Origin of the sequence: Streptomyces sp. NPDC059224 (assembly GCF_042754285.1) — a bacterium.
Classification (GTDB): domain Bacteria; phylum Actinomycetota; class Actinomycetes; order Streptomycetales; family Streptomycetaceae; genus Streptomyces.
On record NZ_JBHZAN010000012.1, the window covers coordinates 115,493 to 142,350 of the forward strand.

The 26,858-nt window shown below is 69.9% G+C and carries 23 protein-coding genes and 1 pseudogene; 16 read left to right on the plus strand and 8 right to left on the minus strand.

Annotated features, from left to right (window positions below):
• Position 1 precedes the first annotated feature (1 nt).
• Positions 2–628: a peptide deformylase gene (def, locus tag ACFXI4_RS14915; protein WP_384990518.1), complete on the minus strand. Its 627-nt coding sequence runs from the start codon at positions 626–628 to the stop codon at positions 2–4.
• 224 nt (positions 629–852) lie between these two features.
• On the minus strand, positions 853–1,659 hold the full coding sequence (locus ACFXI4_RS14920) for a C40 family peptidase (protein ID WP_384990520.1): 807 nt from the start codon (positions 1,657–1,659) through the stop codon (positions 853–855).
• A gap of 753 nt (positions 1,660–2,412) precedes the next feature.
• Between ACFXI4_RS14920 and ACFXI4_RS14925 the strand changes: the two genes are divergently transcribed.
• From ACFXI4_RS14925 to nuoN, 14 genes are read left to right on the plus strand one after another with little or no spacing between them, the layout of a single operon-like run.
• Positions 2,413–2,772, plus strand: coding sequence for an NADH-quinone oxidoreductase subunit A (locus ACFXI4_RS14925; RefSeq protein WP_086791863.1), 360 nt, complete (start codon positions 2,413–2,415; stop codon positions 2,770–2,772).
• Between the two features lie 14 nt (positions 2,773–2,786).
• Positions 2,787–3,341 carry an NADH-quinone oxidoreductase subunit B family protein gene (locus ACFXI4_RS14930; protein ID WP_362716317.1) on the plus strand — a complete coding sequence of 185 codons (555 nt, stop codon included), beginning with the start codon at positions 2,787–2,789 and terminating at the stop codon, positions 3,339–3,341.
• Entirely contained in the window at positions 3,338–4,081 is a 744-nt protein-coding gene (locus ACFXI4_RS14935; protein ID WP_384990523.1) for an NADH-quinone oxidoreductase subunit C, read from the plus strand. The genes ACFXI4_RS14930 and ACFXI4_RS14935 overlap by 4 nt, the downstream gene beginning before the upstream one ends.
• On the plus strand, positions 4,078–5,418 hold the full coding sequence (locus ACFXI4_RS14940) for an NADH-quinone oxidoreductase subunit D (RefSeq protein WP_362716312.1): 1,341 nt from the start codon (positions 4,078–4,080) through the stop codon (positions 5,416–5,418). The genes ACFXI4_RS14935 and ACFXI4_RS14940 overlap by 4 nt, the downstream gene beginning before the upstream one ends.
• Positions 5,415–6,272 (plus strand): NADH-quinone oxidoreductase subunit NuoE, encoded by an 858-nt coding sequence (gene nuoE, locus ACFXI4_RS14945; RefSeq protein WP_384990526.1) that lies wholly within the window; start codon positions 5,415–5,417, stop codon positions 6,270–6,272. The genes ACFXI4_RS14940 and nuoE overlap by 4 nt, the downstream gene beginning before the upstream one ends.
• Positions 6,272–7,618: an NADH-quinone oxidoreductase subunit NuoF gene (nuoF, locus tag ACFXI4_RS14950; RefSeq protein WP_384990529.1), complete on the plus strand. Its 1,347-nt coding sequence runs from the start codon at positions 6,272–6,274 to the stop codon at positions 7,616–7,618. Before nuoE ends, nuoF begins: the two co-directional genes overlap by 1 nt.
• Positions 7,615–10,119 (plus strand): NADH-quinone oxidoreductase subunit G, encoded by a 2,505-nt coding sequence (locus ACFXI4_RS14955; RefSeq protein ID WP_384990531.1) that lies wholly within the window; start codon positions 7,615–7,617, stop codon positions 10,117–10,119. The genes nuoF and ACFXI4_RS14955 overlap by 4 nt, the downstream gene beginning before the upstream one ends.
• Positions 10,116–11,486 (plus strand): NADH-quinone oxidoreductase subunit NuoH, encoded by a 1,371-nt coding sequence (nuoH, locus tag ACFXI4_RS14960; RefSeq protein ID WP_362718164.1) that lies wholly within the window; start codon positions 10,116–10,118, stop codon positions 11,484–11,486. Before ACFXI4_RS14955 ends, nuoH begins: the two co-directional genes overlap by 4 nt.
• Entirely contained in the window at positions 11,479–12,081 is a 603-nt protein-coding gene (gene nuoI, locus ACFXI4_RS14965; protein WP_362718167.1) for an NADH-quinone oxidoreductase subunit NuoI, read from the plus strand. Before nuoH ends, nuoI begins: the two co-directional genes overlap by 8 nt.
• Entirely contained in the window at positions 12,078–12,920 is an 843-nt protein-coding gene (locus ACFXI4_RS14970) for an NADH-quinone oxidoreductase subunit J (RefSeq protein WP_384990535.1), read from the plus strand. The genes nuoI and ACFXI4_RS14970 overlap by 4 nt, the downstream gene beginning before the upstream one ends.
• Positions 12,917–13,216: an NADH-quinone oxidoreductase subunit NuoK gene (gene nuoK / locus ACFXI4_RS14975; protein WP_351318021.1), complete on the plus strand. Its 300-nt coding sequence runs from the start codon at positions 12,917–12,919 to the stop codon at positions 13,214–13,216. Before ACFXI4_RS14970 ends, nuoK begins: the two co-directional genes overlap by 4 nt.
• Positions 13,217–13,232: 16 nt before the next feature.
• The gene (gene nuoL, locus ACFXI4_RS14980) at positions 13,233–15,134 is read left to right on the plus strand and encodes an NADH-quinone oxidoreductase subunit L (protein WP_384990539.1); all 1,902 of its coding nucleotides are present in this window, start codon (positions 13,233–13,235) and stop codon (positions 15,132–15,134) included.
• 5 nt (positions 15,135–15,139) lie between these two features.
• Positions 15,140–16,711 (plus strand): NADH-quinone oxidoreductase subunit M, encoded by a 1,572-nt coding sequence (locus tag ACFXI4_RS14985; protein ID WP_384990542.1) that lies wholly within the window; start codon positions 15,140–15,142, stop codon positions 16,709–16,711.
• The gene (nuoN, locus tag ACFXI4_RS14990) at positions 16,708–18,357 is read left to right on the plus strand and encodes an NADH-quinone oxidoreductase subunit NuoN (RefSeq protein WP_362718182.1); all 1,650 of its coding nucleotides are present in this window, start codon (positions 16,708–16,710) and stop codon (positions 18,355–18,357) included. Before ACFXI4_RS14985 ends, nuoN begins: the two co-directional genes overlap by 4 nt.
• A gap of 119 nt (positions 18,358–18,476) precedes the next feature.
• On the opposite strand, the gene ACFXI4_RS14995 is transcribed toward nuoN, so the two are convergent.
• Positions 18,477–18,998, minus strand: a complete 522-nt coding sequence (locus ACFXI4_RS14995; RefSeq protein ID WP_384990545.1) for a hypothetical protein — start codon at positions 18,996–18,998, stop codon at positions 18,477–18,479.
• 269 nt (positions 18,999–19,267) lie between these two features.
• Between ACFXI4_RS14995 and recQ the strand changes: the two genes are divergently transcribed.
• Positions 19,268–21,280, plus strand: a complete 2,013-nt coding sequence (gene recQ / locus ACFXI4_RS15000) for a DNA helicase RecQ (RefSeq protein WP_384990547.1) — start codon at positions 19,268–19,270, stop codon at positions 21,278–21,280.
• A gap of 30 nt (positions 21,281–21,310) precedes the next feature.
• Here recQ and ACFXI4_RS15005 read toward each other — a convergent pair.
• Both ACFXI4_RS15005 and ACFXI4_RS15010 read right to left on the minus strand, forming a co-directional pair.
• Positions 21,311–21,520 (minus strand): annotated as a pseudogene (locus ACFXI4_RS15005) (HEAT repeat domain-containing protein); the annotation flags it as partial.
• 179 nt (positions 21,521–21,699) lie between these two features.
• Positions 21,700–22,416 carry an SDR family oxidoreductase gene (locus tag ACFXI4_RS15010; RefSeq protein WP_384990549.1) on the minus strand — a complete coding sequence of 239 codons (717 nt, stop codon included), beginning with the start codon at positions 22,414–22,416 and terminating at the stop codon, positions 21,700–21,702.
• Positions 22,417–22,488: 72 nt separating this feature from the next.
• Between ACFXI4_RS15010 and ACFXI4_RS15015 the strand changes: the two genes are divergently transcribed.
• Positions 22,489–23,304 (plus strand): helix-turn-helix transcriptional regulator, encoded by an 816-nt coding sequence (locus ACFXI4_RS15015; protein WP_384990551.1) that lies wholly within the window; start codon positions 22,489–22,491, stop codon positions 23,302–23,304.
• Positions 23,305–23,432: 128 nt separating this feature from the next.
• On the opposite strand, the gene ACFXI4_RS15020 is transcribed toward ACFXI4_RS15015, so the two are convergent.
• From ACFXI4_RS15020 to fahA, 3 genes are all read right to left on the minus strand, one after another.
• Positions 23,433–24,098, minus strand: a complete 666-nt coding sequence (locus ACFXI4_RS15020) for a tetratricopeptide repeat protein (protein WP_384990553.1) — start codon at positions 24,096–24,098, stop codon at positions 23,433–23,435.
• Positions 24,099–24,273: 175 nt separating this feature from the next.
• Positions 24,274–25,212, minus strand: a complete 939-nt coding sequence (locus ACFXI4_RS15025; RefSeq protein ID WP_384990555.1) for a M56 family metallopeptidase — start codon at positions 25,210–25,212, stop codon at positions 24,274–24,276.
• Between the two features lie 292 nt (positions 25,213–25,504).
• Entirely contained in the window at positions 25,505–26,722 is a 1,218-nt protein-coding gene (gene fahA / locus ACFXI4_RS15030) for a fumarylacetoacetase (RefSeq protein WP_384990713.1), read from the minus strand.
• Between the last annotated feature and the right edge of the window lie 136 nt (positions 26,723–26,858).

The window sequence follows — 26,858 nt, forward strand, 5'->3', positions numbered from 1 at the left end:
GTTATGCGGTGAGCGCCTCGATGTTGGCGGCTCTGCGGGCGTAGACCTCCTCCCGCCGGGCCGTCACCTGCCGCAGTGCCTCCTTGCGCTCCCGCCCGGAGAGCCGGTCGAGATACACGCGCCCGTTCACATGGTCGGTCTCGTGTGCGAGGCAGCGGGCGAAATACCCCGTTCCCTCAAGGGTGAGCGGATTGCCTTCCTTGTCCAGTCCGTGCATGGTCGCCCGGTCCGGGCGGAGTACGTCCATGACGGCACCCGGCACCGACAGGCAGCCCTCGCTGTCGTCGAGCAGCCGCCGACCCGCCGGGCCCTGCGGCTCCAGCACGGGGTTGACGATGTGACCGACATGTCGGACACCTTCGTCATCGCGGCAGTCGTACACGAACAGGCGCAGATCGACCCCGACTTGGTTGGCCGCGAGGCCGGCTCCCTCGGCGATGTACATCGTGAGGAACATGTCGTCGATGAGCGCGGCGAGGTCGGGGCCGAACTCCGTGACGTCCCGGCACGGCTTGTGCAGGACCTCCTCGCCGGTCTCGGTGATCCGGCGCACCGAACCGCGCCGGGCCTCGGGGGCGTGACGGGGGTAGTGGTCCATGGGGTTTCCCTGGACGAAGACGCGTGGCATCGCGGTGTCCCCTTCTCGGGTCTCGGGCCGCTCCGTGCGAGCGGCATGCGTCGAGGATCCCAGGAGTCACCGGAGCCCGCGCAGCCCTGTGGAAAACCCGGACTGCGTGCCTGTGGAAATCCGGGACGGCATGCCGGAAGGGCCGCTGCCCCCGAGCGGCTGCGGCCCCACCGTGTCTGTGCGATGCCCGAGTTGTATCAGGTTGCTCCAGGTTGCCCTTGTTGTCAGAGCACCCGCACCGCGCCGGTCGGCGGGTCGTACGACAGCGGGTGCTCCCCGACGCCGCTGGAGGGGTTCTGCGCGCCCACGAACATGCCGTCGCCCACGTACACGGCCACGTGGTACGCGCTGCCGGAGCTGCCCCAGTAGAGGATGTCGCCGGGCTGGAGGTTGCTCAGCGAGACCTGGGTGCCCTGCGTCGACTGGTCCTGGGAGACGCGCGGCAGGCTGACGCCGACCGACTTGAAGGCGGCCTGCACGAGACCCGAGCAGTCCCACGAGTTGGGGCCCGTGCCGCCGGAGACGTAGGCGTCGCCGATCTGTGCCTTCACGAAGGCGACCACCGCGGCGGCCGAACCCGTCGCCGTGGACGTGCTCGTGGCGGCGCTGGAGCTCGTGGAGGTGGCGCTGAGCGTGGTCCGCTCGGTGCTGCGCGAGGCGGCGCGCGCAGCGGCCTCCTTGCGGGCCTCCTCGGCCTTCTTCTTGGCCTCGGCCTTCTTCTTCGCCTCGGCGAGGTCCGACTTGGCCTGCTTCGCGGCCTTTGCGGCGGCCGCGTCGCGCTCGGCCTGGAGCGCGTAGTTCGCGGCGGCCTGCTGTGTGGCGTCGGCGGACTGAGCCACCTGGGTGGCCAGATCGGCCGTCAGGGTGGGCAGTTCGAGCGTCTGCGTCACGGGTTCGGCGGCACTCGCCGAGGCCGCGCCCGCCGCTGCCATGCCGAGGACGCCACTGGCAACTCCGGCGCGCACGGCGATGCTTGTCGTCGCGCTGCGGCGGGGTTTCCGGTGGCTGCGTATGTGAGCGGTGTGGGACATGGGAACAACCGGTACCAGGGGCTCCTCCATATCTTCAAGAAACGTGTGCTGCGCCACACTTGTTCAATCGGGGCTGAGATTACTGCCCTTGTCCTTCCTTATTGACGCCGTAACGGACATTGTGGGCGCCCGTGATCACGCCTGTGATCACGTTCTTTCGTCATAACGCCCGAATTGCCCCCCGCTTACCATCGGTTGAGATGATTGGCCAAGCCCGCTTCTCGTCGGCCCCTCGTCGGTGTGGCGGAGGTCACGGAACGGTTACCGGGAAGGGCGCGTCTCGTGTGCGAGCCGAGCGCGTCCGGGTTCGTGAACGCGTGCACGCGTCCACATCACCCCTCACGCCTCCCTCTGACGTGTGAACGCGGTCCTCTACCAAGACGATCCGTCCATCGCGAATTTGCATGCAGAGGAACCCTCTTGATATGGAGATGCCCGCCCGGGACCCCCTCCCGCCTGCACCGACGGTCGAAAATGTCACCTCTGGTGATCAGGTGAACGCTTCGAGTGTGAAGATCACTACTCATCCGACTTCATGATCGATCGTCAGGTGGTGGAGATCACAAAGCTTGTGTAATACCCCGTGTCGCAGATCACAGAGCGACGGGCATAAGATGCGAGGCAGCTGGGCTTGTGACCTGCTTCACATGTTCGCGATCTTCGCCCGGACGAGCGGGGTTCGCGTGACGGACGAGGCGAGTGGGCCCGGTCGAACCGCCACCAGTCAGTGCCGACTGAGAGGAGCGAGGAGCGGTGAACGCGTATGCGCCCATCCTCGTACTGGGAGCCCTCGGGGCAGGCTTTGCGATCTTCTCCGTGGTCATGGCCACGCTGATCGGGCCGAAGCGCTACAACCGCGCCCGGCTCGAAGCCTACGAGTGCGGCATCGAGCCGACCCCCACGCCGGCCGGCGGCGGGCGTTTCCCGATCAAGTACTACCTGACGGCGATGCTCTTCATCGTCTTCGACATCGAGATCGTCTTCCTCTACCCGTGGGCCGTCACCTTCGACGCCCTGGGTGTTTTCGGGCTCGTGGAGATGCTGCTCTTCGTGCTCACCGTCTTCGTCGCGTACGCGTACGTATGGCGGCGCGGCGGCCTGGAATGGGACTGAGGGGCTTTTAAGTCATGGGACTCGAAGAAAAGCTGCCGAGCGGTTTCCTGCTGACCACCGTCGAGCAGGCCGCGGGCTGGGTACGCAAGGCGTCCGTCTTCCCCGCCACCTTCGGCCTGGCCTGCTGCGCCTTCGAAATGATGACGGCGGGAGCGGGCCGGTACGACCTGGCACGGTTCGGCATGGAGGTCTTCCGCGGCTCACCGCGCCAGGCCGACCTGATGATCGTCGCCGGCCGGGTCAGCCAGAAGATGGCGCCGGTGCTGCGGCAGGTCTACGACCAGATGCCCAACCCGAAGTGGGTGATCTCCATGGGCGTCTGCGCCTCGTCGGGCGGCATGTTCAACAACTACGCCATCGTCCAGGGCGTCGACCACATCGTCCCGGTCGACATCTACCTGCCCGGCTGCCCGCCCCGCCCCGAGATGCTGCTGGACGCGATCCTCAAGCTCCACCAGAAGATCCAGAACGGCAAACTCGGCGTCAACGCGGAGGAAGCGGCCCGCGAGGCGGAGGAAGCGGCGCTCAAGGCCCTGCCCACGATCGAGATGAAGGGGCTGCTGCGGTGAGCGACGCGAACGGCCACAACGGGGTCAACCCCGAGCGGGACCTGGCCGCCGACAACCTCCCGGGCCAGCGCGGCCAGGGCGGCGAGGAGATCCGCGTCCAGCGCGGCATGTTCGGCGCCAACAACGGTGGCGACACCTCCGGCTACGGCGGCCTGGTCCGCTCGGTGCGACTCCCCGGACCGGCCACCCGCCCCTACGGCGGCTGGTTCGACGAGGTCGCCGACGAGCTGGAGGGAGCCCTGGAGGAACAGGGTCTGCTGCCCGGCAACGCCATCGAGAAGACGGTCGTCGACCGCGGCGAGCTGACCTTCCACATCGAACGCGAGCACCTGCTGCGCGTCGCCCGCACCCTGCGCGACGACCCCGCGCTCCGCTTCGAGCTGTGCACCGGCGTCAGCGGCGTCCACTACCTCCACGACAAGGGCCGCGAGCTGCACGCCGTCTACCACCTGCGGTCGATCACCCACAACAGGCTGATCCGCCTGGAGGTCAGTGCTCCGGACGCCGACCCGCACGTCCCGTCCCTGGTCCCGGTCTATCCGACCAACGACTGGCACGAGCGGGAGACCTACGACTTCTTCGGGATCGTCTTCGACGGTCACCCGGCCCTGACCCGGATCCTCATGCCCGACGACTGGCAAGGACATCCGCAGCGCAAGGACTACCCCCTCGGCGGCATCCCCGTCGAATACAAGGGCGCCCAGATCCCGGCTCCGGACCAGCGGAGGTCGTACTCGTGAGCACACAGTCAGCATCCGCCGCGTCGACCGCCTCGGCGCGCGAGACCACCGAGGGCACCGTCTACACGGTCACCGGTGGCGACTGGGACGAGATCGTCCAGTCCGCGGCCCGCGCCGACGACGAACGCATCGTCGTCAACATGGGTCCCCAGCACCCCTCCACCCACGGGGTGCTCCGGCTGATCCTGGAGATCGACGGCGAGACCGTCACCGAGACCCGCTGCGGCGTCGGCTATCTCCACACCGGCATCGAGAAGAACCTCGAGTACCGCACGTGGACCCAGGGCTCCGCCTTCGTCACGCGCATGGACTACCTGACGTCCTTCTTCAACGAGACGGCCTACTGTCTCGCCGTCGAGAAACTCCTCGGCATCGAGGACCAGGTCACCGACCGCGCCACGATCATCCGGGTGCTCCTGATGGAGCTGAACCGGATGTCCTCGCACCTGGTCGCCATCGCCACCGGCGGCATGGAACTGGGCGCCACCACGCTCATGATCTACGGCTTCCGTGATCGTGAAATGATTCTCGACCTCTTCGAGCTGATCACCGGCCTGCGGATGAACCACGCGTACATCCGCCCCGGCGGACTCGCCCAGGACCTGCCGCCCGGCGCGGTCGACCAGATCCGCGAGTTCGTCAAGAAGATGCGGAAGAACCTCCCCGAATACGACAAGCTCGCCACCGGGAACCCCGTCTTCAAGGGCCGCATGCAGGGCATCGGCTATCTCGACCTGGCCGGCTGCATGGCCCTCGGTGCCACCGGCCCGATCCTGCGCGCCACCGGCCTGCCGCACGACCTGCGCAAGTCCCAGCCGTACTGCGGATACGAGAACTACGACTTCGACGTCGCCGTCGCCGACACCGCGGACGCCTACGGCCGCTTCCTGATCCGCCTGGAGGAGATGCGCCAGTCGCTCAGGATCGTCGAGCAGTGCCTGGACCGGCTCCAGCCCGGACCGGTCATGGTCGCCGACAAGAAGATCGCCTGGCCCGCGCAGCTCGCCCTGGGACCGGACGGACTCGGCAACTCCCTCGACCACATCAAGAAGATCATGGGCACCTCCATGGAGGCCCTGATCCACCACTTCAAGCTGGTCACCGAGGGCTTCCGGGTCCCGCCCGGACAGGTCTACACGGCCATCGAGTCACCCAAGGGCGAACTCGGGGCACATGTCGTCTCCGACGGCGGCACCCGCCCCTACCGGGTCCACTTCCGCGACCCGTCCTTCGCCAACCTGCAGGCCATCGCGGCGATGTGTGAGGGCGGCCAGGTCGCCGACGTCATCGTCGTCATCGCGTCCATCGACCCGGTACTGGGAGGCGTCGACCGGTGAACACCTCTTCTTCGGAGCGAGGCGTCAGCCTGGGCATGCCCGAGCTGCCCGCGCCCGCGTATCCGGACGACGTCCGGGCCCGGCTGGAGACGGACGCGCGCGAGATCATCGCGCGCTACCCCGACTCCAGGTCCGCCCTGCTGCCGCTGCTGCATCTCGTGCAGTCGCAGGAGGGGCACGTCACCCGCACCGGGATGCAGTTCTGCGCCGACGTGCTGGAGCTGACCACGGCCGAGGTCACCGCGGTCGCCACCTTCTACACGATGTACCGGCGCAAGCCCTCCGGCGACTACCAGGTGGGTGTCTGCACCAACACGCTGTGCGCGGTGATGGGCGGCGACGCCATCTTCGAGTCGCTCCAGGAGCACCTGGGCATCGGCAACGGCGAGACCACCGACGACGGCAGCGTCACCCTGGAGCACATCGAGTGCAACGCGGCCTGCGACTTCGCGCCGGTCGTGATGGTCAACTGGGAGTTCTTCGACAACCAGACCCCGGCGAGCGCCCGGCGCCTGGTCGACGACCTGCGCGCGGGCCGGGACGTCGAGCCCACGCGCGGGGCCCGGCTGTGCACCTTCAAGGAGACCGCGCGGATCCTGGCCGGCTTCCCCGACGAGCGGCCCGGTGCCGTGGCGGAGAGCGGAAGCGCCGGACCCGCCTCGCTGGTGGGTCTCCACCTGTCCAGGGGGGAGACCGCACCCGCGCGCGTGGTCCACCCGCGCCCGGGTCCGCAGGCGGGGACGGTGCACGAGCCGTCACCGGCCGAGCACCTCAGTTCCCATGACGCGCCGCAGGAGACCTCGGCCTCCGACCCGTCAAACCCGGCAGGGCCTGCCGCCGAGGAGGGGGAGTGATGACGGTGGTACCCGACCTCAAGGACACCAGCCCCGAGAAGCTGCTCGCACCCGTGCTGTCGGCCTTCTGGGACGAGGACCGGTCCTGGACGCTGGACGTCTACCGGCGCCACGACGGATACGAGGGGCTCCGCAAGGCCCTCGCCATGTCCCCGGACGACCTGATCGCCTACGTCAAGGAGTCCGGACTGCGCGGCCGCGGCGGCGCGGGATTCCCCACCGGGATGAAGTGGCAGTTCATTCCGCAGGGAGACGGCAAGCCGCACTATCTGGTTGTCAACGCCGACGAATCGGAGCCCGGGACCTGCAAGGACATCCCGCTCCTCTTCGCGAACCCGCACAGCCTCGTCGAGGGCATCGTGATCGCGTGCTACGCCATCCGGTCGTCGCACGCCTTCATCTACCTGCGGGGTGAAGTCGTCCCCGTCCTGCGGCGGTTGCACGAGGCCGTGCGCGAGGCCTACGCGGCGGGCTTCCTCGGCGAGAACATCCTGGGCAGCGGCCTCGACCTGGACCTCACCGTGCACGCCGGCGCCGGCGCGTACATCTGCGGTGAGGAGACCGCACTGCTCGACTCGCTCGAAGGCCGCCGTGGTCAACCGCGACTGCGTCCTCCCTTCCCGGCCGTCGAAGGCCTCTACGCCTGTCCGACTGTTGTGAACAACGTCGAGTCCATCGCCTCGGTTCCCGCCATCCTGCACAAGGGCAAGGACTGGTTCAGGTCGATGGGGAGCGAGAAGTCGCCCGGCTTCACGCTCTACTCCCTCAGCGGCCACGTCACCAGCCCCGGCCAGTACGAGGCGCCGCTCGGCATCACCCTGCGCCAGCTCCTCGACATGAGCGGCGGAATGCGCACCGGCCACCGCCTGAAGTTCTGGACGCCGGGCGGCTCCTCGACGCCCATGTTCACCGACGAGCACCTCGACGTCCCCCTGGACTACGAGGGCGTGGGGGCCGCCGGTTCCATGCTCGGCACCAAGGCCCTCCAGTGCTTCGACGAGACCACCTGCGTGGTGCGCGCCGTCACCCGCTGGACCGAGTTCTACGCCCACGAGTCCTGCGGCAAGTGCACCCCGTGCCGTGAAGGCACCTACTGGCTGGTGCAGTTGCTGCGCGACATCGAGGCCGGCAAGGGCGTGATGTCCGACCTCGACAAGCTGAACGACATCGCCGACAACATCAACGGCAAGTCCTTCTGCGCCCTCGGCGACGGCGCGGCGTCCCCGATCTTCTCCTCACTGAAGTACTTCCGCGAGGAGTACGAACAGCACATCACGGGCCGGGGCTGTCCCTTCGACCCGGCCAAGTCGACGGCCTGGGCGGACCGCCCGGAGGTGAACGCATGACCGTGACCACGAGTTCCCCCTCCTCGGGGGGAACGGCGGCGGTCCCGCCGCAGGACCTCGTCACGCTGACGATCGACGGCGTGGAGATCAGCGTGCCCAAGGGCACCCTGGTCATCCGCGCCGCCGAGCAGCTCGGCATCGAGATCCCGCGCTTTTGCGACCACCCCCTGCTGGACCCGGCCGGCGCCTGCCGCCAGTGCATCGTCGAGGTCGAGGGCCAGCGCAAGCCCATGGCGTCCTGCACCATCACCTGCACCGACGGCATGGTGGTCAAGACCCACCTCACCTCCCCGGTCGCCGAGAAGGCCCAGCACGGTGTGATGGAGCTGCTGCTCATCAACCACCCGCTGGACTGCCCGGTCTGCGACAAGGGCGGCGAGTGCCCGCTGCAGAACCAGGCGATGTCGCACGGCAACGCCGAGTCCCGGTTCGACGGCAGGAAGCGCACCTACGAGAAGCCCGTCCCGATCTCCACCCAGGTACTGCTCGACCGCGAGCGGTGCGTGCTGTGCGCCCGCTGCACCCGGTTCTCCAACCAGGTCGCCGGCGACCCGATGATCGAACTCCTGGAACGCGGCGCGCTCCAGCAGGTCGGCACCGGCGAGGGCGACCCGTTCGAGTCGTACTTCTCCGGGAACACCATCCAGATCTGCCCGGTCGGCGCGCTGACCTCGGCGGCGTATCGCTTCCGCTCCCGCCCCTTCGACCTGATCTCCTCGCCGTCCGTGTGCGAGCACTGCTCGGGCGGCTGCGCCACCCGCACCGACCACCGGCGCGGCAAGGTCATGCGGCGGCTCGCCGCCAACGACCCCGAGGTCAACGAGGAGTGGATCTGCGACAAGGGACGCTTCGCGTTCCGGTACGCGCAGCAGAAGGGCCGCCTGGAGACCCCGCTGGTCCGCAACGAGCAGGGCGTGCTCGAACCCGCCTCCTGGCCGGAGGCGCTCGACGCGGCCGCCCAGGGACTGGCCGCGGCCCGTTCCCGGGCCGGCGTCCTCACCGGCGGCCGGCTCACCGTCGAGGACGCCTACGCGTACAGCAAGTTCGCGCGCGTGGCGCTCGACACCAACGACATCGACTTCCGCGCGCGCGTGCACAGCAGCGAGGAGGCCGACTTCCTGGCCGCCAGGATCGCCGGCCGCGGCCGCGACCTCGACGGCAGGGGCGTCACCTACACGTCGCTGGAGCAGGCGCCCGCCGTCCTGCTGGTCGGGTTCGAGTCGGAGGAGGAGGCGCCCGGCGTCTTCCTGCGGCTGCGCAAGGCCTCGCGCAAGCACAAGCAGAAGGTGTTCTCGCTCGCCACGCACGCCACCCGCGGCCTGGAGAAGAGCGACGGCACGCTGCTGCCTGCCGCACCCGGCACCGAGACCGAATGGCTGGACGCGCTCGCGAGCGGCGTCGGCCTGGAGGAGCCCGGCACCCGGGCCGCCGAGGCGCTGCGCGCCGAGGGCGCGGTGATCGTCGTGGGCGAGCGGCTGGCGTCGGTCGTCGGTGGCCTGACCGCCGCCGTACGGGCCGCCACCGCCACCGGGGCCCAGCTGGTGTGGATCCCGCGGCGGGCCGGGGAGCGCGGTGCGGTCGAGGCGGGCGCGCTGCCGTCCCTGCTGCCCGGCGGCCGCCCGGCCACCGACCCACGCGCGCGGGACGAGGTCGCCGCCGTCTGGGGCGTGTCCGAACTCCCGCTGCGCTACGGCCGCGACACCGGCCAGATCGTCGAGGCCGCCGCGCGCGGCGAACTCTCGGCCCTGCTGGTCGCCGGCGTCGAGGTCGCCGACCTGCCCGACCCCACGCGCGCGCGTGCGGCACTCGAAGCAGTGGGCTTCCTGGTCTCGCTGGAGCTGCGGCCCAGCGAGATCACCGAGCGCGCCGACGTCGTCCTCCCGGTCGCCGCCGTCGCCGAGAAGGCCGGCACCTTCCTCAACTGGGAGGGCAGGGTGCGGTTCTTCGAGGCCGCGCTCAAGCCCGAGCAGATGACCCGGCGAGTGGCGCCCACCGACGCGCGGGTGCTGCAGATGCTCGCCGACGCCATGGACGTCCACCTCGGCCTGCCCGACCTGCGCACCACGCGCGCGGAACTCGACCGGCTCGGCGCCTGGGACGGCCCGAAGGCCTCCGAGCCGCACGAGACGGCGGGACCGCTGCCGCGGCCGGCGGCCGGGGAGGCCGTGCTGGCCGGACACCGGCTCCTGCTCGACCAGGGCGTCCTCCAGGAGGGCGACGAGGCGCTCGCCGGCACCCGGCATGCCGCCCACGCCCGCCTGTCCGCCGCGACCGCCGCCGAGGCCGGCATCGGAAACGGCGACCTGCTCGCCGTCACCTCCAGCGCGGGCACCGTCGAACTCCCGCTCAGGATCACCGAGATGCCCGACCGCGTGGTCTGGCTCCCGCTGAACTCCGTGGGCGGCGGTGTCGCCTCCGACACCGGGGCGCTGCCCGGCTCCCTCGTCCGCATCGGCCCGGCGGCCACCGCCGGTGAGGCCCCCAAGGAGGTGGAGGCATGACCCCGTACCTCGCTGCTGAAGACCTCTCCATGTTCGGCCGCGACCCCTGGTGGCTGGTCGTCATCAAGGCGGTCTTCTGCTTCGCCTTCCTGATGGTGACCGTGCTGGTCTCCATCGTCATGGAGCGCAAGGTCATCGCCTGGATGCAGCTGCGCATCGGCCCCAACCGGCACGGCCCCTGGGGCATGCTCCAGTCGCTCGCCGACGGCGTGAAGCTGATGCTCAAGGAAGACCTCATCGTCAAACGCGCCGACAAGGCCGTGTACGTCCTGGCGCCGATCGTCGCGGCCATCCCGGCGTTCATGGCCATCGCGGTCATCCCGTTCGGCCCGGCCGACAACGAGGTCTCGATCTTCGGCCACCGCACCACGATGCAGCTCACGGACCTGCCGATCGCGATGCTCTACATCCTCGCGGTCGCCTCCGTCGGCATCTACGGCATCGTGCTCGCCGGCTGGAGCTCCGGATCCACCTACCCGCTCCTCGGCGGCCTGCGCTCCTGCGCACAGATGATCTCCTACGAGATCGCCATGGGCGCCGCGTTCGCGTCGGTGTTCCTGTACTCGGGCTCTATGTCGACGTCCACGATCGTCGCCCAGCAGCACGACCGCTGGTACATCGTGCTGCTGCCGGTCTCGTTCATCCTCTACGTCGTCACCATGGTCGGCGAGACGAACCGAGCCCCCTTCGACATGCCGGAGTCGGAGGGCGACCTCGTCGGCGGCTTCAACACCGAGTACTCGTCGATCAAGTTCGCGATGTTCATGCTCGCCGAGTACGTCAACATGGTGACGGTCGCCGCCGTGTCGACGACGCTGTTCCTCGGCGGCTGGCGCGCCCCCTGGCCGATCAGCACCGTCTGGGCGGGCGCCAACCACGGCTGGTGGCCGATGCTCTGGTTCGTCGCCAAGGTCGTGGTGCTGCTCTTCGTCTTCGTCTGGCTGCGCGCCAGCCTCCCGCGCGTGCGCTACGACCAGCTGATGAAGCTCGGCTGGAAGGTCCTCATCCCGGTCTCGGTCGTCTGGCTGATGCTCGTCGCCACCGTACGGACCCTGCGCAACGAGAACTACGACTTCGCCGACATCGCCCTTTACGTCGGCGGCGGGGTCCTCGCCCTGCTGCTCCTGTCCTTCGTCGTCGACATGTTCCGCGACAAGGGCGGCAAGGAGGCAGCCGCGCAGTCGGCCGCCGAGCCGGTCGCGTTCGACCCGATGGCAGGCGGGTTCCCCGTGCCGCCGCTGCCCGGACAGGAGCTGCCGCCGGTGCCCCGGCGCGGCCCGCGCCGGGAGCGGGAGCTGATTGTCAGTGGTGGACCGGACACTGTCAGTGACGGATCTACGGATGGAAAGGAGGCGTCCGATGGCTGAGCAGCCCAAGGAGACCGAGCCCGGTTTCCTGAACCCCGTGGCCGGCTTCGGCGTGACCTTCAAGGCCATGTTCAAGAAGCGGCTGACCGAGCAGTACCCGGAGCAGAAGAAGACCACGGCTCCGCGGTTCCACGGACGGCACCAGCTCAACCGCCATCCGGACGGTCTGGAGAAGTGCGTCGGCTGCGAACTGTGCGCCTGGGCCTGCCCCGCCGACGCCATCTACGTGGAGGGCGCGGACAACACCGACGAGGAGCGTTACTCGCCGGGCGAGCGCTACGGCCGCGTCTACCAGATCAACTACGCCCGCTGCATCCTGTGCGGCCTGTGCATCGAGGCGTGTCCCACGCGCGCGCTCACGATGACCAACGAGTTCGAGCTCGCCGACACCAGCCGAGCCAACCTGATCTACACCAAGGAGCAGCTGCTGGCCGGCCTCGAAGAGGGCATGGTCGACTCCCCGCACGCGATCTTCCCGGGCACCGACGAACAGGACTACTACCGGGGCCTGGTGACCGAGGCGGCGCCCGGGACCGTGCAGCAGGTGGCGGTCTCCAAGGGCGAGAAGCCCGAGGAAGAGGGGGCGGACGCATGAGCCCGCAGCTCGCCGCCTACGCCACCTCCACCGGCGAGGCCTTCCAGTTCTGGATCCTCGGTACCGTCGCGGTGTTCGGCGCGCTTGGCACCGTCCTGATGAAGAGGGCCGTGCACAGCGCTCTCTGCCTCGCCGGCACCATGATCATCCTGGCGGTGTTCTACCTCGCCAACGGGGCCTACTTCCTCGGCATCGTGCAGATCGTCGTCTACACCGGCGCGATCATGATGCTGTTCCTCTTCGTGGTGATGCTGGTCGGCGTGACCGCCGCCGACTCCCTGACCGAGACCATCAAGGGCCAGCGCTGGCTGGCCCTTCTGTGTGGGCTCGGCTTCGGCGTCCTGCTCTTCGCGGGCATCGCCAACGCCTCCCTCAAGAACTTCGCGGGCACCGGCCGGGCCAACGCCAACGGCAATGTCGAGGGCCTCGCCGCCCTGATCTTCACCAAGTACGTGTTCGCCTTCGAAATCACCGGCGCCCTGCTCATCACCGCGGCCGTCGGCGCCATGGTGCTCACCCACCGCGAGCGCACCGAGCGCGCCAAGACCCAGCGCGAACAGTCCGAACAGCGCGTCCGTGAGGGCAAGCACCTGCCGCCGCTGCCCGCCCCCGGTGTCTACGCCCGGCACAACGCCGTCGACATCGCCGGCCTGCTGCCCGACGGCACGCCGTCCGAGCTCACGGTCAACAAGACGCTGCGCGACCGCGGTCAGATCCGTGACGTGTCCGCGGAGGCCCTGAACGACCTGCGGGCCCTGGAACAGCGGGCCGAGGAACGGCTGGAGCGGACCCCGATCGAGCCGGAGAACCTCAAGCGGCCCGAGGAGGCGTCCAAGTGAACCCGGTCTACTACCTCTATCTCGCCGCCCTGTTGTTCACGATCGGCGCCACCGGGGTGCTGATCAGACGAAATGCGATCGTCGTCTTCATGTGCGTCGAGCTGATGCTCAACGCCTGCAACCTCGCCTTCGTCGTCTTCTCCCGCATGCACGGCAATCTCGACGGGCAGATCATCGCCTTCTTCACGATGGTCGTCGCCGCCGCGGAGGTCGTGGTCGGGCTCGCGATCATCGTGTCGCTGTTCCGTACCCGCCACTCGGCCTCGGTCGACGACGCCAGCCTGATGAAGCTGTAAGGGGTCGCTGAACCGTATGAACGCAGAGAATCTGATCGCGCTGCTGATCGCGGCGCCCCTGCTCGGAGCGGCCGTCCTCCTGGTCGGCGGCCGCCGTCTGGACGGCGTGGGCCACTGGATCGGCACGCTCCTGTCGACGACCTCCTTCGTGTTCGGCGTGATCCTCTTCGCCGACCTGCTGGGCAAGGACGCCGAACACCGCACCCTGATGCAGCACCTGTTCACCTGGGTACCGGTGGCCGGCTTCCAGGCGGACGTCACCTTCCGCCTCGACCAGCTGTCGATGACGTTCGTCCTGTTGATCACCGGCGTCGGCTCGCTCATCCACCTGTACTCGATCGGGTACATGGAGCACGACGAGCGCCGCCGCCGATTCTTCGGCTACCTGAACCTGTTCCTCGCGGCGATGCTGCTGCTCGTCCTCGCCGACAACTACCTGCTGCTGTACGTCGGCTGGGAGGGCGTCGGTCTCGCCTCGTACCTGCTGATCGGCTTCTGGCAGCACAAGCCCAGTGCGGCCACGGCCGCGAAGAAGGCCTTCCTGGTCAACCGGGTCGGCGACATGGGCCTCTCGATCGCGATCATGCTGATGTTCACGACGTTCGGCACGTTCGCCTTCGGCCCGGTCCTCGACCACGCCACCGGCGCCTCCCAGGGCAAGCTCACCGCCATCGGTCTGATGCTGCTGCTCGCCGCCTGCGGCAAGTCTGCCCAGGTCCCGCTGCAGTCCTGGCTCGGCGACGCCATGGAGGGCCCGACCCCGGTCTCCGCCCTCATCCACGCGGCGACCATGGTGACCGCCGGCGTCTACCTCATCGTCCGCTCCGGAGCGATCTTCAACGCGGCGCCCGACGCACAACTGGTCGTCACCGTCGTCGGTGCCGTCACGCTCCTGTTCGGTGCGATCGTCGGTTGCGCGAAGGACGACATCAAGAAGGCCCTCGCCGGTTCGACCATGTCGCAGATCGGCTACATGGTGCTCGCCGCCGGCCTCGGCCCGATCGGCTACGTCTTCGCGATCATGCACCTGGTGACGCACGGCTTCTTCAAGGCCGGTCTGTTCCTCGGCGCCGGCTCCGTCATGCACGGCATGAACGACGAGGTCGACATGCGCAAGTACGGCGGCCTGCGCACGTACATGCCGGTCACCTTCATCACCTTCGGCCTCGGCTACCTCGCGATCATCGGCTTCCCGGGCCTGTCCGGCTTCTTCTCCAAGGACAAGATCATCGAGGCGGCGTTCGCCAAGGGCGGCACCGAGGGCTGGATCCTCGGCGCCTGCGCCCTGCTCGGCGCGGCCATCACCGCGTTCTACATGACCCGCGTGATGCTGATGACGTTCTTCGGCGAGAAGCGCTGGCAGCCCGACGAGCATGGCCACGAGCCGCATCCGCACGAGTCCCCGAAGGTCATGACCGTCCCGATGATCGTGCTGGCGATCGGCTCGGTCTTCGGCGGCGCCTTCTTCAGCATCGGCGACCGCTTCCTGCACTGGCTGGAGCCGGTCACCGGCCACAGTGAGGGCGACTCGCCGCTGAGCGCGGCCACCGTCACCGGCGCCACCATGGTGTGCCTGGTCATCGGCGTCGGCATCGCCTGGCTCCAGTACGGCCGCCGTGCCGTCCCGGCCGTCGCCCCGCGCGGTTCGCTGCTCACCCGCGCGGCCCGCCGCGACCTCCTCCAGGACGACTTCAACCACGTCGTCCTGGTCCGCGGCGGCGAACATCTCACCCGCTCCCTCGTATACGTCGACCACACCCTGGTCGACGGCGTCGTCAACGGCACGGCGGCGGGCTTCGGCGGACTGTCCGGCCGGCTGCGCAGGCTCCAGAACGGCTACGCGCGCTCGTACGCGGTCTCGATGTTCGGCGGCGCCGCCCTCCTGGTCGCCGCGACCCTGCTGATGAGGGCGGTCTGATACCGATGTCCTTTCCTCTGCTGACAGCGACGGCGGTGCTCCCGGCCGTCGGCGCGGTCGCCACGGCCGCCGTACCGGCCGCACGGCGAACCGCCGCCAAATGGCTCGCCCTGCTGGTCTCGCTCGCCACCCTGGTGCTCGCGATCGTCGTCCTGGTCCGCTTCGACCCGGACGGCTCCCGCTACCAGCTCACCGAGTCCCACGCCTGGATCTCGGACTTCGGGGTCCGCTACGAACTGGGCGTCGACGGCATCGCGGTCGCCCTGCTCGCCCTGACCGCCCTGCTGATCCCGTTCATCATCCTGGCCGGCTGGCACGACGCCGACCCGCTGGAGACCGGCAGCAAGCGGTGGCGGCCCACCCAGGGCTTCTTCGCCCTGATCCTGGCCGTCGAGGCGATGGTGATCATCTCCTTCGAGGCCACCGACGTCTTCCTCTTCTACATCTTCTTCGAAGCCATGCTGATCCCGATGTACTTCCTCATCGGCGGCTTCGGGGACCGTGCCCACGCGGGCTCCGACGAGAACGCGGCGGCCCAACGCTCGTACGCGGCCGTGAAGTTCCTCCTCTACAACCTGGTCGGCGGCCTGATCATGCTGGCCGCGGTGATCGGCCTCTACGTGGTCGCCGGGAGCTTCTCCCTCGCCGAGATCGCGCAGGCCCGCGCGAACGGGTCGCTGCACATGGCGACCAGCACCGAACGCTGGCTGTTCCTCGGCTTCTTCTTCGCCTTCGCGGTGAAGGCGCCGCTGTGGCCGCTGCACACCTGGCTGCCCAACGCCATGCAGGAGTCCACCGCCCCCGTCGCCGTGCTCATCACGGCGGTGGTCGACAAGGTGGGCACGTTCGCGATGCTCCGCTTCTGCCTCCAGCTGTTCCCGGAGGCCTCGAAGTGGGCGACACCCGCCATCCTCGTGCTCGCCGTGATCAGCATCATCTACGGTGCGCTGCTCGCCGTCGGCCAGCGGGACATCAAGCGTCTGGTCGCCTACGCGTCCATCTCGCACTTCGGCTTCATCATCCTGGGCATCTTCGCGATGACCAGCCAGGGCCAGTCCGGCGCCACCCTCTACATGGTCAACCACGGCATCTCCACCGCCGCGCTGATGCTGGTCGCCGGCTTCCTGATCTCCCGGCGCGGCTCGCGGCTCATCGCCGACTACGGCGGCGTGCAGAAGGTCGCTCCGGTGCTGGCCGGCACCTTCCTGATCGGCGGCCTGGCGACCCTGTCACTGCCGGGTCTGGCCCCCTTCGTGAGCGAGTTCCTCGTGCTGGTCGGCACGTTCACGCGCTACCCGGTCATCGGCATCATCGCCACCTTCGGCATCGTCCTCGCCGCGCTCTACACCCTCGTCCTCTACCAGCGGACGATGACGGGCCCGGTGAAACCGGAGGTCTCCGCGATGCCCGACCTACGCGCGCGTGAGCTCGTGGTCGTCACCCCGCTGATCGTTCTGCTGATCTTCCTGGGCGTCTACCCGAAGCCCGTCACGGACATCGTCAACCCGGCGGTCAAGCAGACCATGTCGGACGTACACAAGACCGACCCGAAGCCCGCAGTGGAGGCGGCCAAGTGAGCGCAGCAGCCGTCCACAGCCTGTGGACAACCGCGGCGGAGCCGATCGCGAAGATCGACGCGCCGAAGATCGAATACGGACAATTGTCCCCCACCCTGATCGTGCTCGGCGCGGCGATCGTCGGGGTGCTCGTCGAGGCGTTCGTCCCGCGCAAGTTCCGCTACTACGCGCAGGTCTTCGTCTCCGCCGTGGCGCTGTGCGCGGCCTTCGCGGCGGTCGTCGCACTGGCCGCGGACGGCTACGGCACCACCAAGGCGCACATCGCCGCGATGGGCGCCATCGCCGTCGACGGACCGTCCCTGTTCCTGCAGGGCACGATCCTGCTGGCCGGCCTGCTCGGCCTGTTCACCTTCGCCGAACGCCGCCTCGACCCGGCCGCCCACGGCAACCGCGTCGACTCCTTCGCCGCACAGGCCGCCTCCGTGCCCGGCAGCGACAGCGAGCAGGCCGCGGTGAAGGCGGGCTTCACCACCACCGAGGTCTTCCCGCTGCTCCTCTTCGCGGTCGCCGGCATGCTGGTGTTCCCCTCGGCCAACGACCTGCTGACGCTCTTCGTGGCCCTGGAGGTCTTCTCCCTCCCGCTGTACCTGATGTGCGCCCTGGCCCGCCGCAAGCGCCTGATGTCCCAGGAAGCGGCGGTCAAGTACTTCCTGCTCGGCGCCTTCGCCTCCGCGTTCACCCTGTTCGGCATCGCGCTGCTGTACGGGTACGCCGGGTCGGTCTCCTACGCCACCGTCTCCCAGGTCGTCGACGGCACCGTCACCAACGTCGACCCCGCCCTCGCCGACACCATGGGCAACGACGCACTGCTCCTGATCGGCACCGCCATGGTCGTCATGGGCCTGCTCTTCAAGGTCGGCGCGGTCCCCTTCCACATGTGGACCCCCGACGTCTACCAGGGCGCGCCCACCCCGGTGACCGGCTTCATGGCGGCGGCGACCAAGGTGGCCGCGTTCGGCGCGCTGCTGCGCCTGCTGTACGTCGTCCTGCCCGGCCTGCGCTGGGACTGGCGGCCGGTCATGTGGGGCGTCGCGATCATCACCATGCTGGGCGGCGCGATCGTCGCGATCACCCAGACCGACATCAAGCGACTGCTCGCGTACTCCTCGATCGCGCACGCCGGATTCATCCTGGCGGGTGTCATCGCGACCTCGAAGGACGGCGTGTCGTCCGTCCTGTTCTACCTGGCCGGCTACTCCTTCGTGACCATTGGCGCCTTCGCCGTGGTCACCCTGGTGCGCGACGCCGGCGGCGAGGCCACGCACCTGTCAAAGTGGGCCGGTCTCGGCCGCCGCTCGCCGCTGGTCGCGGCCGTCTTCGCGGTGTTCCTGCTGGCCTTCGCCGGTATCCCGCTGACCTCCGGCTTCGCCGGGAAGTTCGCCGTGTTCAAGGCGGCGGCGGAGGGCGGGGCCGGCCCGCTGGTCGTCGTCGGTGTGATCTCGTCGGCGATCGCCGCGTTCTTCTACATCCGCGTGATCGTGCTGATGTTCTTCAGCGAGCCCAGGCCCGACGGACCCACGGTCGCCGTCCCGTCACCGCTGACCATGGCGGCGATCGGCGTCGGCGTCGCGGTCACGCTGGTGCTCGGCGTGGCCCCGCAGTACTTCCTGGACCTGGCCAACCAGGCGGGAGTCTTCGTTCGCTGACCGTTGCGGTACGGCCGTGGGCCCCGGTTCCTTCCGAGGAACCGGGGCCCACGCGCGCGTGGGCTTCGGCCGCGGGGCTCACAGGACGCCGGCACGTCACGCGCCGGTCGGAGCCGTCCCTACGGGCACGTGACCGTCGGGTTCCACGGTGCGAACAGACCGCTCGGATTGTCCTTCCAGATCCAGGCGTGCAGCGTGTACACGGAGCCCACGCCCTCCAGGGTCGCCGGCCCCTGGAACGTCTGCCCGAACAGCGTCGGCGCGGTCCCTGCGGCGTCCGCCCGAGCGATCCACTCCACCCCCACCAGGGCGCGGGCGCCGTCGCTGTCGGTCTCGTAGAGAAGACCCGCGGGCTCGGCCGGGTCGAGGCTGCCGACGTGGGCGGGGTTCACGTAGTGGTAGCCCGCGCCTCCCTCGCCGGTCGCGGTGTCCTGCGCACACCGGCCGACGGGCTTGTAACCGTCCGTGACCGCGAACGGCTCGTACTGGTAGTCCGCGGTGGCCGTGTACGTGGGAGTCAGATCCGTCCACACGAACGGGTCGGCCTCGGGCACGGGAGCCGCGTCGGCGGGAACCGCGGCCAGAGCGAACGGCACGGCCAGCGCCAGAACGGCGCCGGCGGTGCGGGACCTGAGAGACATCCTGATGCTCCTTGGGGCGGAAGAGGCACGCGAGTGCGGCGCCTCCATACAGCGCGGGCCTCCCCGGTCCCGCCCGTGCAGCATGGCCCGCGCCGGTTCCGGGGCGCCACGCGAGGACGGCCAAAGGGCTGAGGGCACTCTCGGACAAGGAAGCGGCGAGCCTGTGGACAACTCAGGCGCTGTCGGTCCGTGCCCCTATCGTGGAGGCAGTGGTCGAGGGACGACGTACGGGGGGCACGACGATGGGCGGGACGGGCGGAACCAACGAGATGCCAGGGACGACCGAGCCGCCGGGGACGCGGCAGACGCCCGGACCGGCGGACAGCGAGGCACTGGCCACGCTGCACAGGGTTTTCGGGTACGACGCCTTCCGGGGCGAGCAGGAATCGATCATCGAGCATGTGGTGGCCGGCGGAGACGCCGTCGTCCTCATGCCCACCGGCGGCGGAAAGTCGCTGTGCTACCAGATCCCCGCCCTGGTCAGACCCGGTACCGGCATCGTGGTCTCACCGCTCATCGCGCTCATGCAGGACCAGGTGGACGCCCTGCGCGCCCTCGGCGTGAACGCCGGCTTCGTCAACTCCACCCAGGACTTCGACGAGCGACGCGTGGTCGAGGCCCAGTTCCTCGCCGGCGAGCTCGACCTGCTCTACCTGGCACCCGAGCGGCTGCGCCTGGACTCCACACTGGACCTGCTCGCCCGCGGCAAGATCGCCGTCTTCGCCATCGACGAGGCGCACTGCGTCTCCCAGTGGGGCCACGACTTCCGTCCCGACTACCTCGCCCTCTCTCTCCTCGGCGAGCGCTGGCCGGACGTCCCCCGCATCGCGCTCACGGCCACCGCCACCCACGCGACCCACGAGGAGATCACCCAGCGGCTGCACATGCCGGCCGCCCGGCACTTCGTGGCCAGCTTCGACCGGCCCAACATCCAGTACCGGATCGTCCCCAAGGCAGACCCCAAGAAGCAGCTGCTCACCTACCTCCGTCAGGAACACGAAGGCGACGCGGGCATCGTCTACTGCCTCTCGCGCAAGTCGGTCGAAGCCACGGCCGAATTCCTCACCCGCAACGGCATCGAGGCCGTCCCCTACCACGCCGGCCTCGACGCGGGCACCCGCGCGGCCCACCAGTCCCGCTTCCTGCGTGAGGACGGCCTGGTCGTCGTCGCCACCATCGCCTTCGGGATGGGCATCGACAAACCCGACGTCCGGTTCGTCGCCCACCTCGACCTGCCCAAGTCCGTCGAGGGCTACTACCAGGAGACCGGCCGCGCCGGCCGCGACGGCCTGCCCTCCACCGCCTGGATGGCCTACGGCCTCAACGACGTCATACAGCAGCGCAAACTCATCCAGTCCGGCGAGGGCGACGAGGCGTTCCGGCGCCGCGCCCAGGCCCATCTCGACTCGATGCTCGCGCTGTGCGAGACCGCCCAGTGCCGCCGCGGGCAGCTGCTCAAGTACTTCGGCCAGGATCCGCCTCCGGAGGGCTGCGGCAACTGCGACACCTGCCTCACCCCGCCGGAGACCTGGGACGGCACCGTCGCCGCCCAGAAGGCCCTCTCCACGGTGGTACGGCTCCAGCGCGAACGCGGGCAGAAGTTCGGCGCCGTCCAGATCGTCGACATCCTGCTCGGCAAGCGCACCGCCAAGGTCATCCAGTTCGACCACGATCAGCTGTCCGTCTTCGGTATCGGCACCGACCTCGACGAGGGCGAATGGCGGGGCGTCGTCCGGCAGCTGCTCGCCCAGGGGCTGCTGGCCGTCGAGGGCGAGTACGGCACGCTGGTGCTCACCGAGGCCAGCGGGACGGTACTGCGGCGCGAACGGGAGGTTCCGCTCCGCAAGGAGCCGAAGAAACCCGTGGTCCCCCGGTCCTCCGGGACGTCCGGATCCGCCGGGTCCTCCGGCAAGGGCAGGGCGAAGGCGGCGGTGGCGGAGCTGTCCGAGGAACTGCTCCCCGCGTTCGAGGCACTCCGCGCCTGGCGAGCCGAACAGGCCCGTGAACAGGGCGTACCCGCGTACGTGATCTTCCATGACGCCACGCTCAGGGAGATCGTCGGCCGATGGCCCGAGTCGGTCGCCGAGCTGGCCACCGTCGGCGGCGTCGGCGAGAAGAAGCTCATGACCTACGGGGAGGGCGTGCTCGGAGTGCTCGCCTCCCTGAAGACGCCGTCCTCCTCGGCCTCGCCGTCCTCCTCGGCCCCCGCGGCTGCCGGGACCGGGGACGAGGACCACTGGCCCGAGATGGACGCGGAGCCGGAACCGGAGGACTGGATATAGCCCGACCCGGCCCCGGCGCGGGGGCCCCGCTCAGAGCCCCCGCACCGCATACGCCCTGACGTCCGCGTCCGCGTGGGCCTCCTCGGCACCGGCGTGCCGGGTCAGGACGAGGACGGCCGCCTTGCGGACGTCGGCGTTCGGATCGCCGAGTGACTTGGTGAGAGCGGGCACCGCCACGGCGGCGCCGGCCGCGGCCGGCGCCCTGGCGGCTCCGGCACGCACCTGCCAGGCCGGGTCGGAAGCCACGCCCGGCAGAACGCCTCCACCGCCTCGCCCGCCGCTACGAGCCCCGCACTCCCGGCATCGGCGCCTTCTCCGACCTCGCCGACACGATCATCGCCGTGCGCAGTCTGATCCGGCAGGCATGGGCCACACACCGTGGGGACACCCGTCTCCGACGCCGCCCGACTGATCACCAATCACCAGGGCACGGGCGTTCCGTCCCAGGAGAAGAAGCCACCGGTGGGGCCGTCGTCCGGCAGCAGGGCCAGGCGGAGGGCACCCTGCGCTGCCTCTGCCGGGTCGCCGCCGGCAGCGGCGGCCCGGGGGTTGAGTTCGGTGGCCCGCAGGCCGGGGGCGAGCGCGTTGACCTTGAAGCCGTCCTCGGCCAGCGTCTGGGCGTAGAAGACGGTGAGGGCATTGAGGGCGGCCTTGGACGACCGGTAGGCGGCAGCGCCACCGCTTCCCGGGGTGAACTGGGGGTTGGGGTTTGTGCTCCAGGTCAGCGACGCGGTGCCACTGGAGATGTTGACGATGCGCGGGTGCGAGGACCGGCCCAGGGCGGGCAGGAAGGCATTGGTCACCGCCACCACCCCGAACACGTTGGTCTCGTACGTGCGCCGGTGTTCCTCGACGAGGGTGTCGGCCGGCGCGGCGAGTGACGGTGAGATGCCGGCGTTGTTGACCAGGACGTCCAAGCGGTCCACCTGAGCCGCGGCCTGTGCGACACCGTCGGGATCCGTCACGTCGAGGACCAGCAGCCGGGCCCCGGCGCCGATCTCCTCAACGGCCCGCTGCCCGCGCCCGGCATCACGGGAGCCCACGTACACGGTGAGGCCCTCGGCGGCGAGCAGCCGGGCGATATGCTTGCCGATGCCCTTGTTGGCACCGGTGACCAGAGCTGTGCGTTCGTTCATGGCAACCACACTTCTATGGTCGTGGGAGCCCTGCCAGGGACAGCCTGTACCAGGCAGTGACGAGGAGGCGACATGGCGCGGCAGGAGCTGGCCCACTACCTGCGGGACCGCCGGGCGGCCCTGCGTCCTCACGAGATCGGCCTGGCGGCGACAGGCACCGACCGCCGCACACCGGGTCTGCGCCGCGAAGAGGTGGCGGAGCTCGCCCACATGTCGGTCGACTACTACACGCGGCTGGAGCAGGCCCGGGGACCACGGCCATCGCCCCGGATCCTGGACGCGCTGGCTCGCGCGCTGCGGCTCGCTCCGGCCGAGCGCAGCCACCTGTTCCGCCTGGCGGGTTCGAGCGCGCCGCCCGGCATCAGCGCCGTGCGGCGGGTGCGCCCGCACGTGGCCCGGATGCTGGAGCGGCTGCCGGAGACCGGTGCCATCGTCACTGATGCGGCGTACGACGTTGTCACCTGGAACCCCCTGGCCCGGGCACTGCTCGGCGCCGACCTCGGAGGCGGGACGACGAACCTGGCCCGACGCCGCTTCCTGGGCCAGGGGCGGATGTACGAGAGCTCCAGCGCCGAGGAATTCGGGCACATCGTGGTGGCGCGGCTGCGCCGGGCCGCGGACCGCTACCCGCATGACCCGCAGCTGGCCGCGCTGCTGGCCGAACTGCACGCCGGCAGTGAGGAGTTCCGGCAGATCTGGGAGGCGCGTCCGGTCCACGCTCCCGGGCATCGCACCAAGACCCTGGACCATCCGGAGGCCGGTGCGCTGCGGTTGAACTGCGACGTCCTGCTCGTGCCCGAGGATGACCAGGAGGTTGTCCTGATGACGGCCGACCCCGGATCACCTGCCGTCCGGGCCCTGCGCAGGCTGGCCGCGCAGGCGACCTGAAACGCGACCTGAGACGAAGGAAGCGCACAGGTCTCGCCAACGGTCGCAGAGCGTCGCAACTCAACATTCACCCGAGCCTGTGCCCACCTTGATGCCGAGGTTTTCCACGCCGCCTGTCCGCGCGGGCTCTAAGCCCGGACTGTCGTGCGAGCCTGCTCGATCCACCCCGTCACGGCTTTCGCGCCGCAGCTCTCGGCGACGGCCTGCGCCTCGTCCAGGTGGTGGAGCGCCACCGACCTGTTACCGGTCTCGGCCGCGAGATAGGCCAGTGCCACCAGGCCGGCCGCTTCGCCGGGCCTGAAGCCGATCGCCCGGCGCAGCGTCACCGACTCGGTCAACCGTTGACGCGCCCGGTCGACGTCGCCCGCGTCCTTGTCGGCGAAGCCGAGGTGGCGGATCGCGTAGGACATCGTCTTTCGGTCGCCGACGGATTCCGCCAGCGCGTACGACTGCTCGAAGTACGGCCTGCCGGTGACGCCGTCGCCCTTCACCACCTGGTGCCAGCAGCCGATCCAGAACAACGCGTCCGCCTCACCCGACGCGTCCCCCAGCCGCCGGTACAGCTCGGCCGCCCGCTCGAACAGCGCCAGTTCCCGGCCGTTCTCCTCACGGTCGTTCAGGAAGCGCACGTGCAGAAGCTTGCCGCGTGCCATGGACAGCGGCGCCTCGACAGCGTCCAGCACGTCGTCGGACCGGTCCAACGCGGACGCGTCGCCGCCGAACATCGCCGCTTCGAAAAGCTCCCCAGCATGCGCGACCCAGTCCGGCCGCTGCACGTCCTGCGCGTCCTGCATGTCATGCCCCTCCCCGTCGGACTACGGCAGTGCCGAGGCTATCCCCGGGCCGACGGAAACAGCCGAGGGATTTCCCGAGCGGCTCAGGCTCCAGCCCGTCCAGAGCCCGATCGCAATCCGTCCGTTGCGCCGCGCGGGCATCGCCCATCGCCGGACCTCCAGCCGAGGCAGAGCCCTATCCGAGCGCCGTCAGCCCCGGAGCGAACGTGATCAGCAGCGGCAGCAGGGGCACGAGTGCGGCCACCGTCGTCGTCAGGGCCCGCTGACGGCGCAGCAGGCGTGGTGGCGGTTCCAGGAGCCGGTCGACCCGCTCGCCGAGCAGCCGGCGGCTGGACGCGCAGGACAGGACTCCACGGTGCTGGTTCAGCTCGATCAGGGCCAGGGCCGTGGTGAGGTGACCGCAGCGGCGGGACGCCGCGTCATCGGCGGCCAGCTCGACGAGCCGGTGGGTCTGGTCGCAGAAGTGCGAGAACAGCGGCACGCGCGGGAAGCCCGTGGCCAGTGCGCTGGACAGGTGGAGCAGCCAGTCGTGATGGGCGCGCGCGTGACCCCGCTCATGCGTGAGGACGGCGTCGAGCTGGTGGTCGGTGAGGCGGTGCAGTGCGCCGGTCGTCACGACCAACTGGGCGGGATGCCCGGGCATCCACCAGGCGTCGGGGTATTCGTCCTCCAGCACCAGCATCGGGCCGCGTGCCGCGGGCAGCCCCGCCGGCAGTTCCGGTGCCCGTTCGCGCAGGTGCGCGCGGGTCTGGCCGCGCCGTCGCCGGGCCTCGACCAGCTCACGGGTGAGCATCGCCGTCGTCCACGCGGCCCCGCACGCGAGCAGGACCGTGAGGGCGACCGCCCACAAGGGTGCGACAGAGAGGTCGTACGCCGCGGTGACCGCCGGTGGCGCCGGAGCGAACACCCGGTCGCGCACCGTGTGGAAGACGGCCGCCGCACCCAGGACGAGCGCGGTCAGGCAGCACATCAGCACGGTGGCGACCAGGCACTGCCACACCCACAGCGCGACCACCGGTTCCCGTTCGGGCCACAGGGCCCGCACCAGCGCGCGTGGCGCGGGTACCGCGGCCGTCAGGGCGACGACGCTCAGCAGGAGCAGGCAGAAGGTCATGCCGAGGCTCCGTTTCCCGATCGGAGGGGCGTGCGGTGGCGGGTGGTGCGGGGGTGATGCGCCGTTGCGCGACGGAGTGCGTACGCCGGCGCGTCACGTGACAGGTGCGCCGTCGCCTCGCATGCTGCGCGTGCGGGCGCATCGCATGGTGCGTGTCCCGCCAGTATGACGGGACGGAACGCCCCGAGTCAGGTTCCGACGAGGATCCGGGTGTTCTCCGCACCGAAGCCCGGCGGACGGAGCACCCACGCGCGCGAGCGCCTCCCGGCCCGGCCTCCCCGCCCGCCGTCCCTCACCCGGCGACGATCCGCCCGCTGACGTCCCCGAGTCCCACCCGGCTCCCGCCCGGCCCCGGCGCCCACGCGGACAGCGTCACCTCGTCGCCGTCCTCCAGGTAGGTCCGCTTGCCGTCCGGGAGGTCGAGCGGGTCCCGCCCGTTCCAGGTGAGCTCCAGCAGCGATCCGCGCTCCGCGGGTTCCGTACCGCTCACCGTGCCGGAGCCGTACAGGTCGCCGGTGCGCAGTGAGGCGCCGTTGACGGTCAGGTGGGCGAGTTGCTGGGCGGCCGTCCAGTACATGGTGGAGAACGGCGGCTCGGACACCACATGACCGTTGATCGCGATCGAGATCCGCAGGTCGTAGCCCGCGGGTTCCTCGGCGGCGTCGTCGAGGTACGGCAGCAGCGGGTGCGTCCGCCGGGGCGGGGCCACCCGTGCCTCCTCCAGGGCGTCCAGCGGGGTGATCCACGCCGAGACCGAGGTGGCGAAGGACTTGCCGAGGAACGGGCCGAGCGGCACGTACTCCCACGCCTGGATGTCGCGCGCCGACCAGTCGTTCAGGAGCGTGAGCCCGAACACGTGCTCCCGGAAGTCGCTCAGCGCCACCGGCCGGCCCTGCTGCGACGGCGTCCCCACGACGAAGCCGACCTCGGCTTCGATGTCCAGCCGGGCCGACGGGCCGAACACCGGAGCCTCCGAGGGGTCCGCGGACGTCTTGCGCTGGCCCGACGGCCGTACGACGTCCGTTCCCGACACCACGACGGTGCCCGCGCGGCCGTGGTAACCGATCGGAAGATGCTTCCAGTTGGGGGTGAGCGGTTCGACGGCGTCGGGGCGGAAGATGCGGCCGGCGTTCCGGGCGTGGTTCTCCGAGGCGTAGAAGTCGACGTAGTCGGCGACCTCGAAGGGCAGGTGCATGGCCACCGCTGACAGCGGGTGGAAGAGGGGTTCGAGCACCTCGCGGTGCGCGGGCACGGTCACCCACGCGGTCAGGGCGCGCCGTACGTCCGACCACGCGGTGCGGCCCGCGGCCAGCAGCGGGTTGAGGGTCGGGCGGGCGAGCATCGTGGCGTAGGGGGAGCCGAGGGCGAGAGCCGCGGCACCGGCGTCGAGTACGTGGTCGCCGAGGCGGACGCCAACCCTCCGTTCCGTGCTCTCGGGGGTCGAGAACACGCCATACGGAAGATTGTGCGGGCCGAAGGGGTCACCCTCGGGGACCTCGAAGGGGGGCAAGGGGGGCATGGGGTGACTGCCTCGCTCTCATCCGTGCCGCGCCGGGCCGACTGTGCGGTGACGTCGCTCTGGCGTTGGGCGGCATTCCATGTGGTCGCGCCACACGTTACGGGTGAGTTGGCCGTCGCGGCAGTGT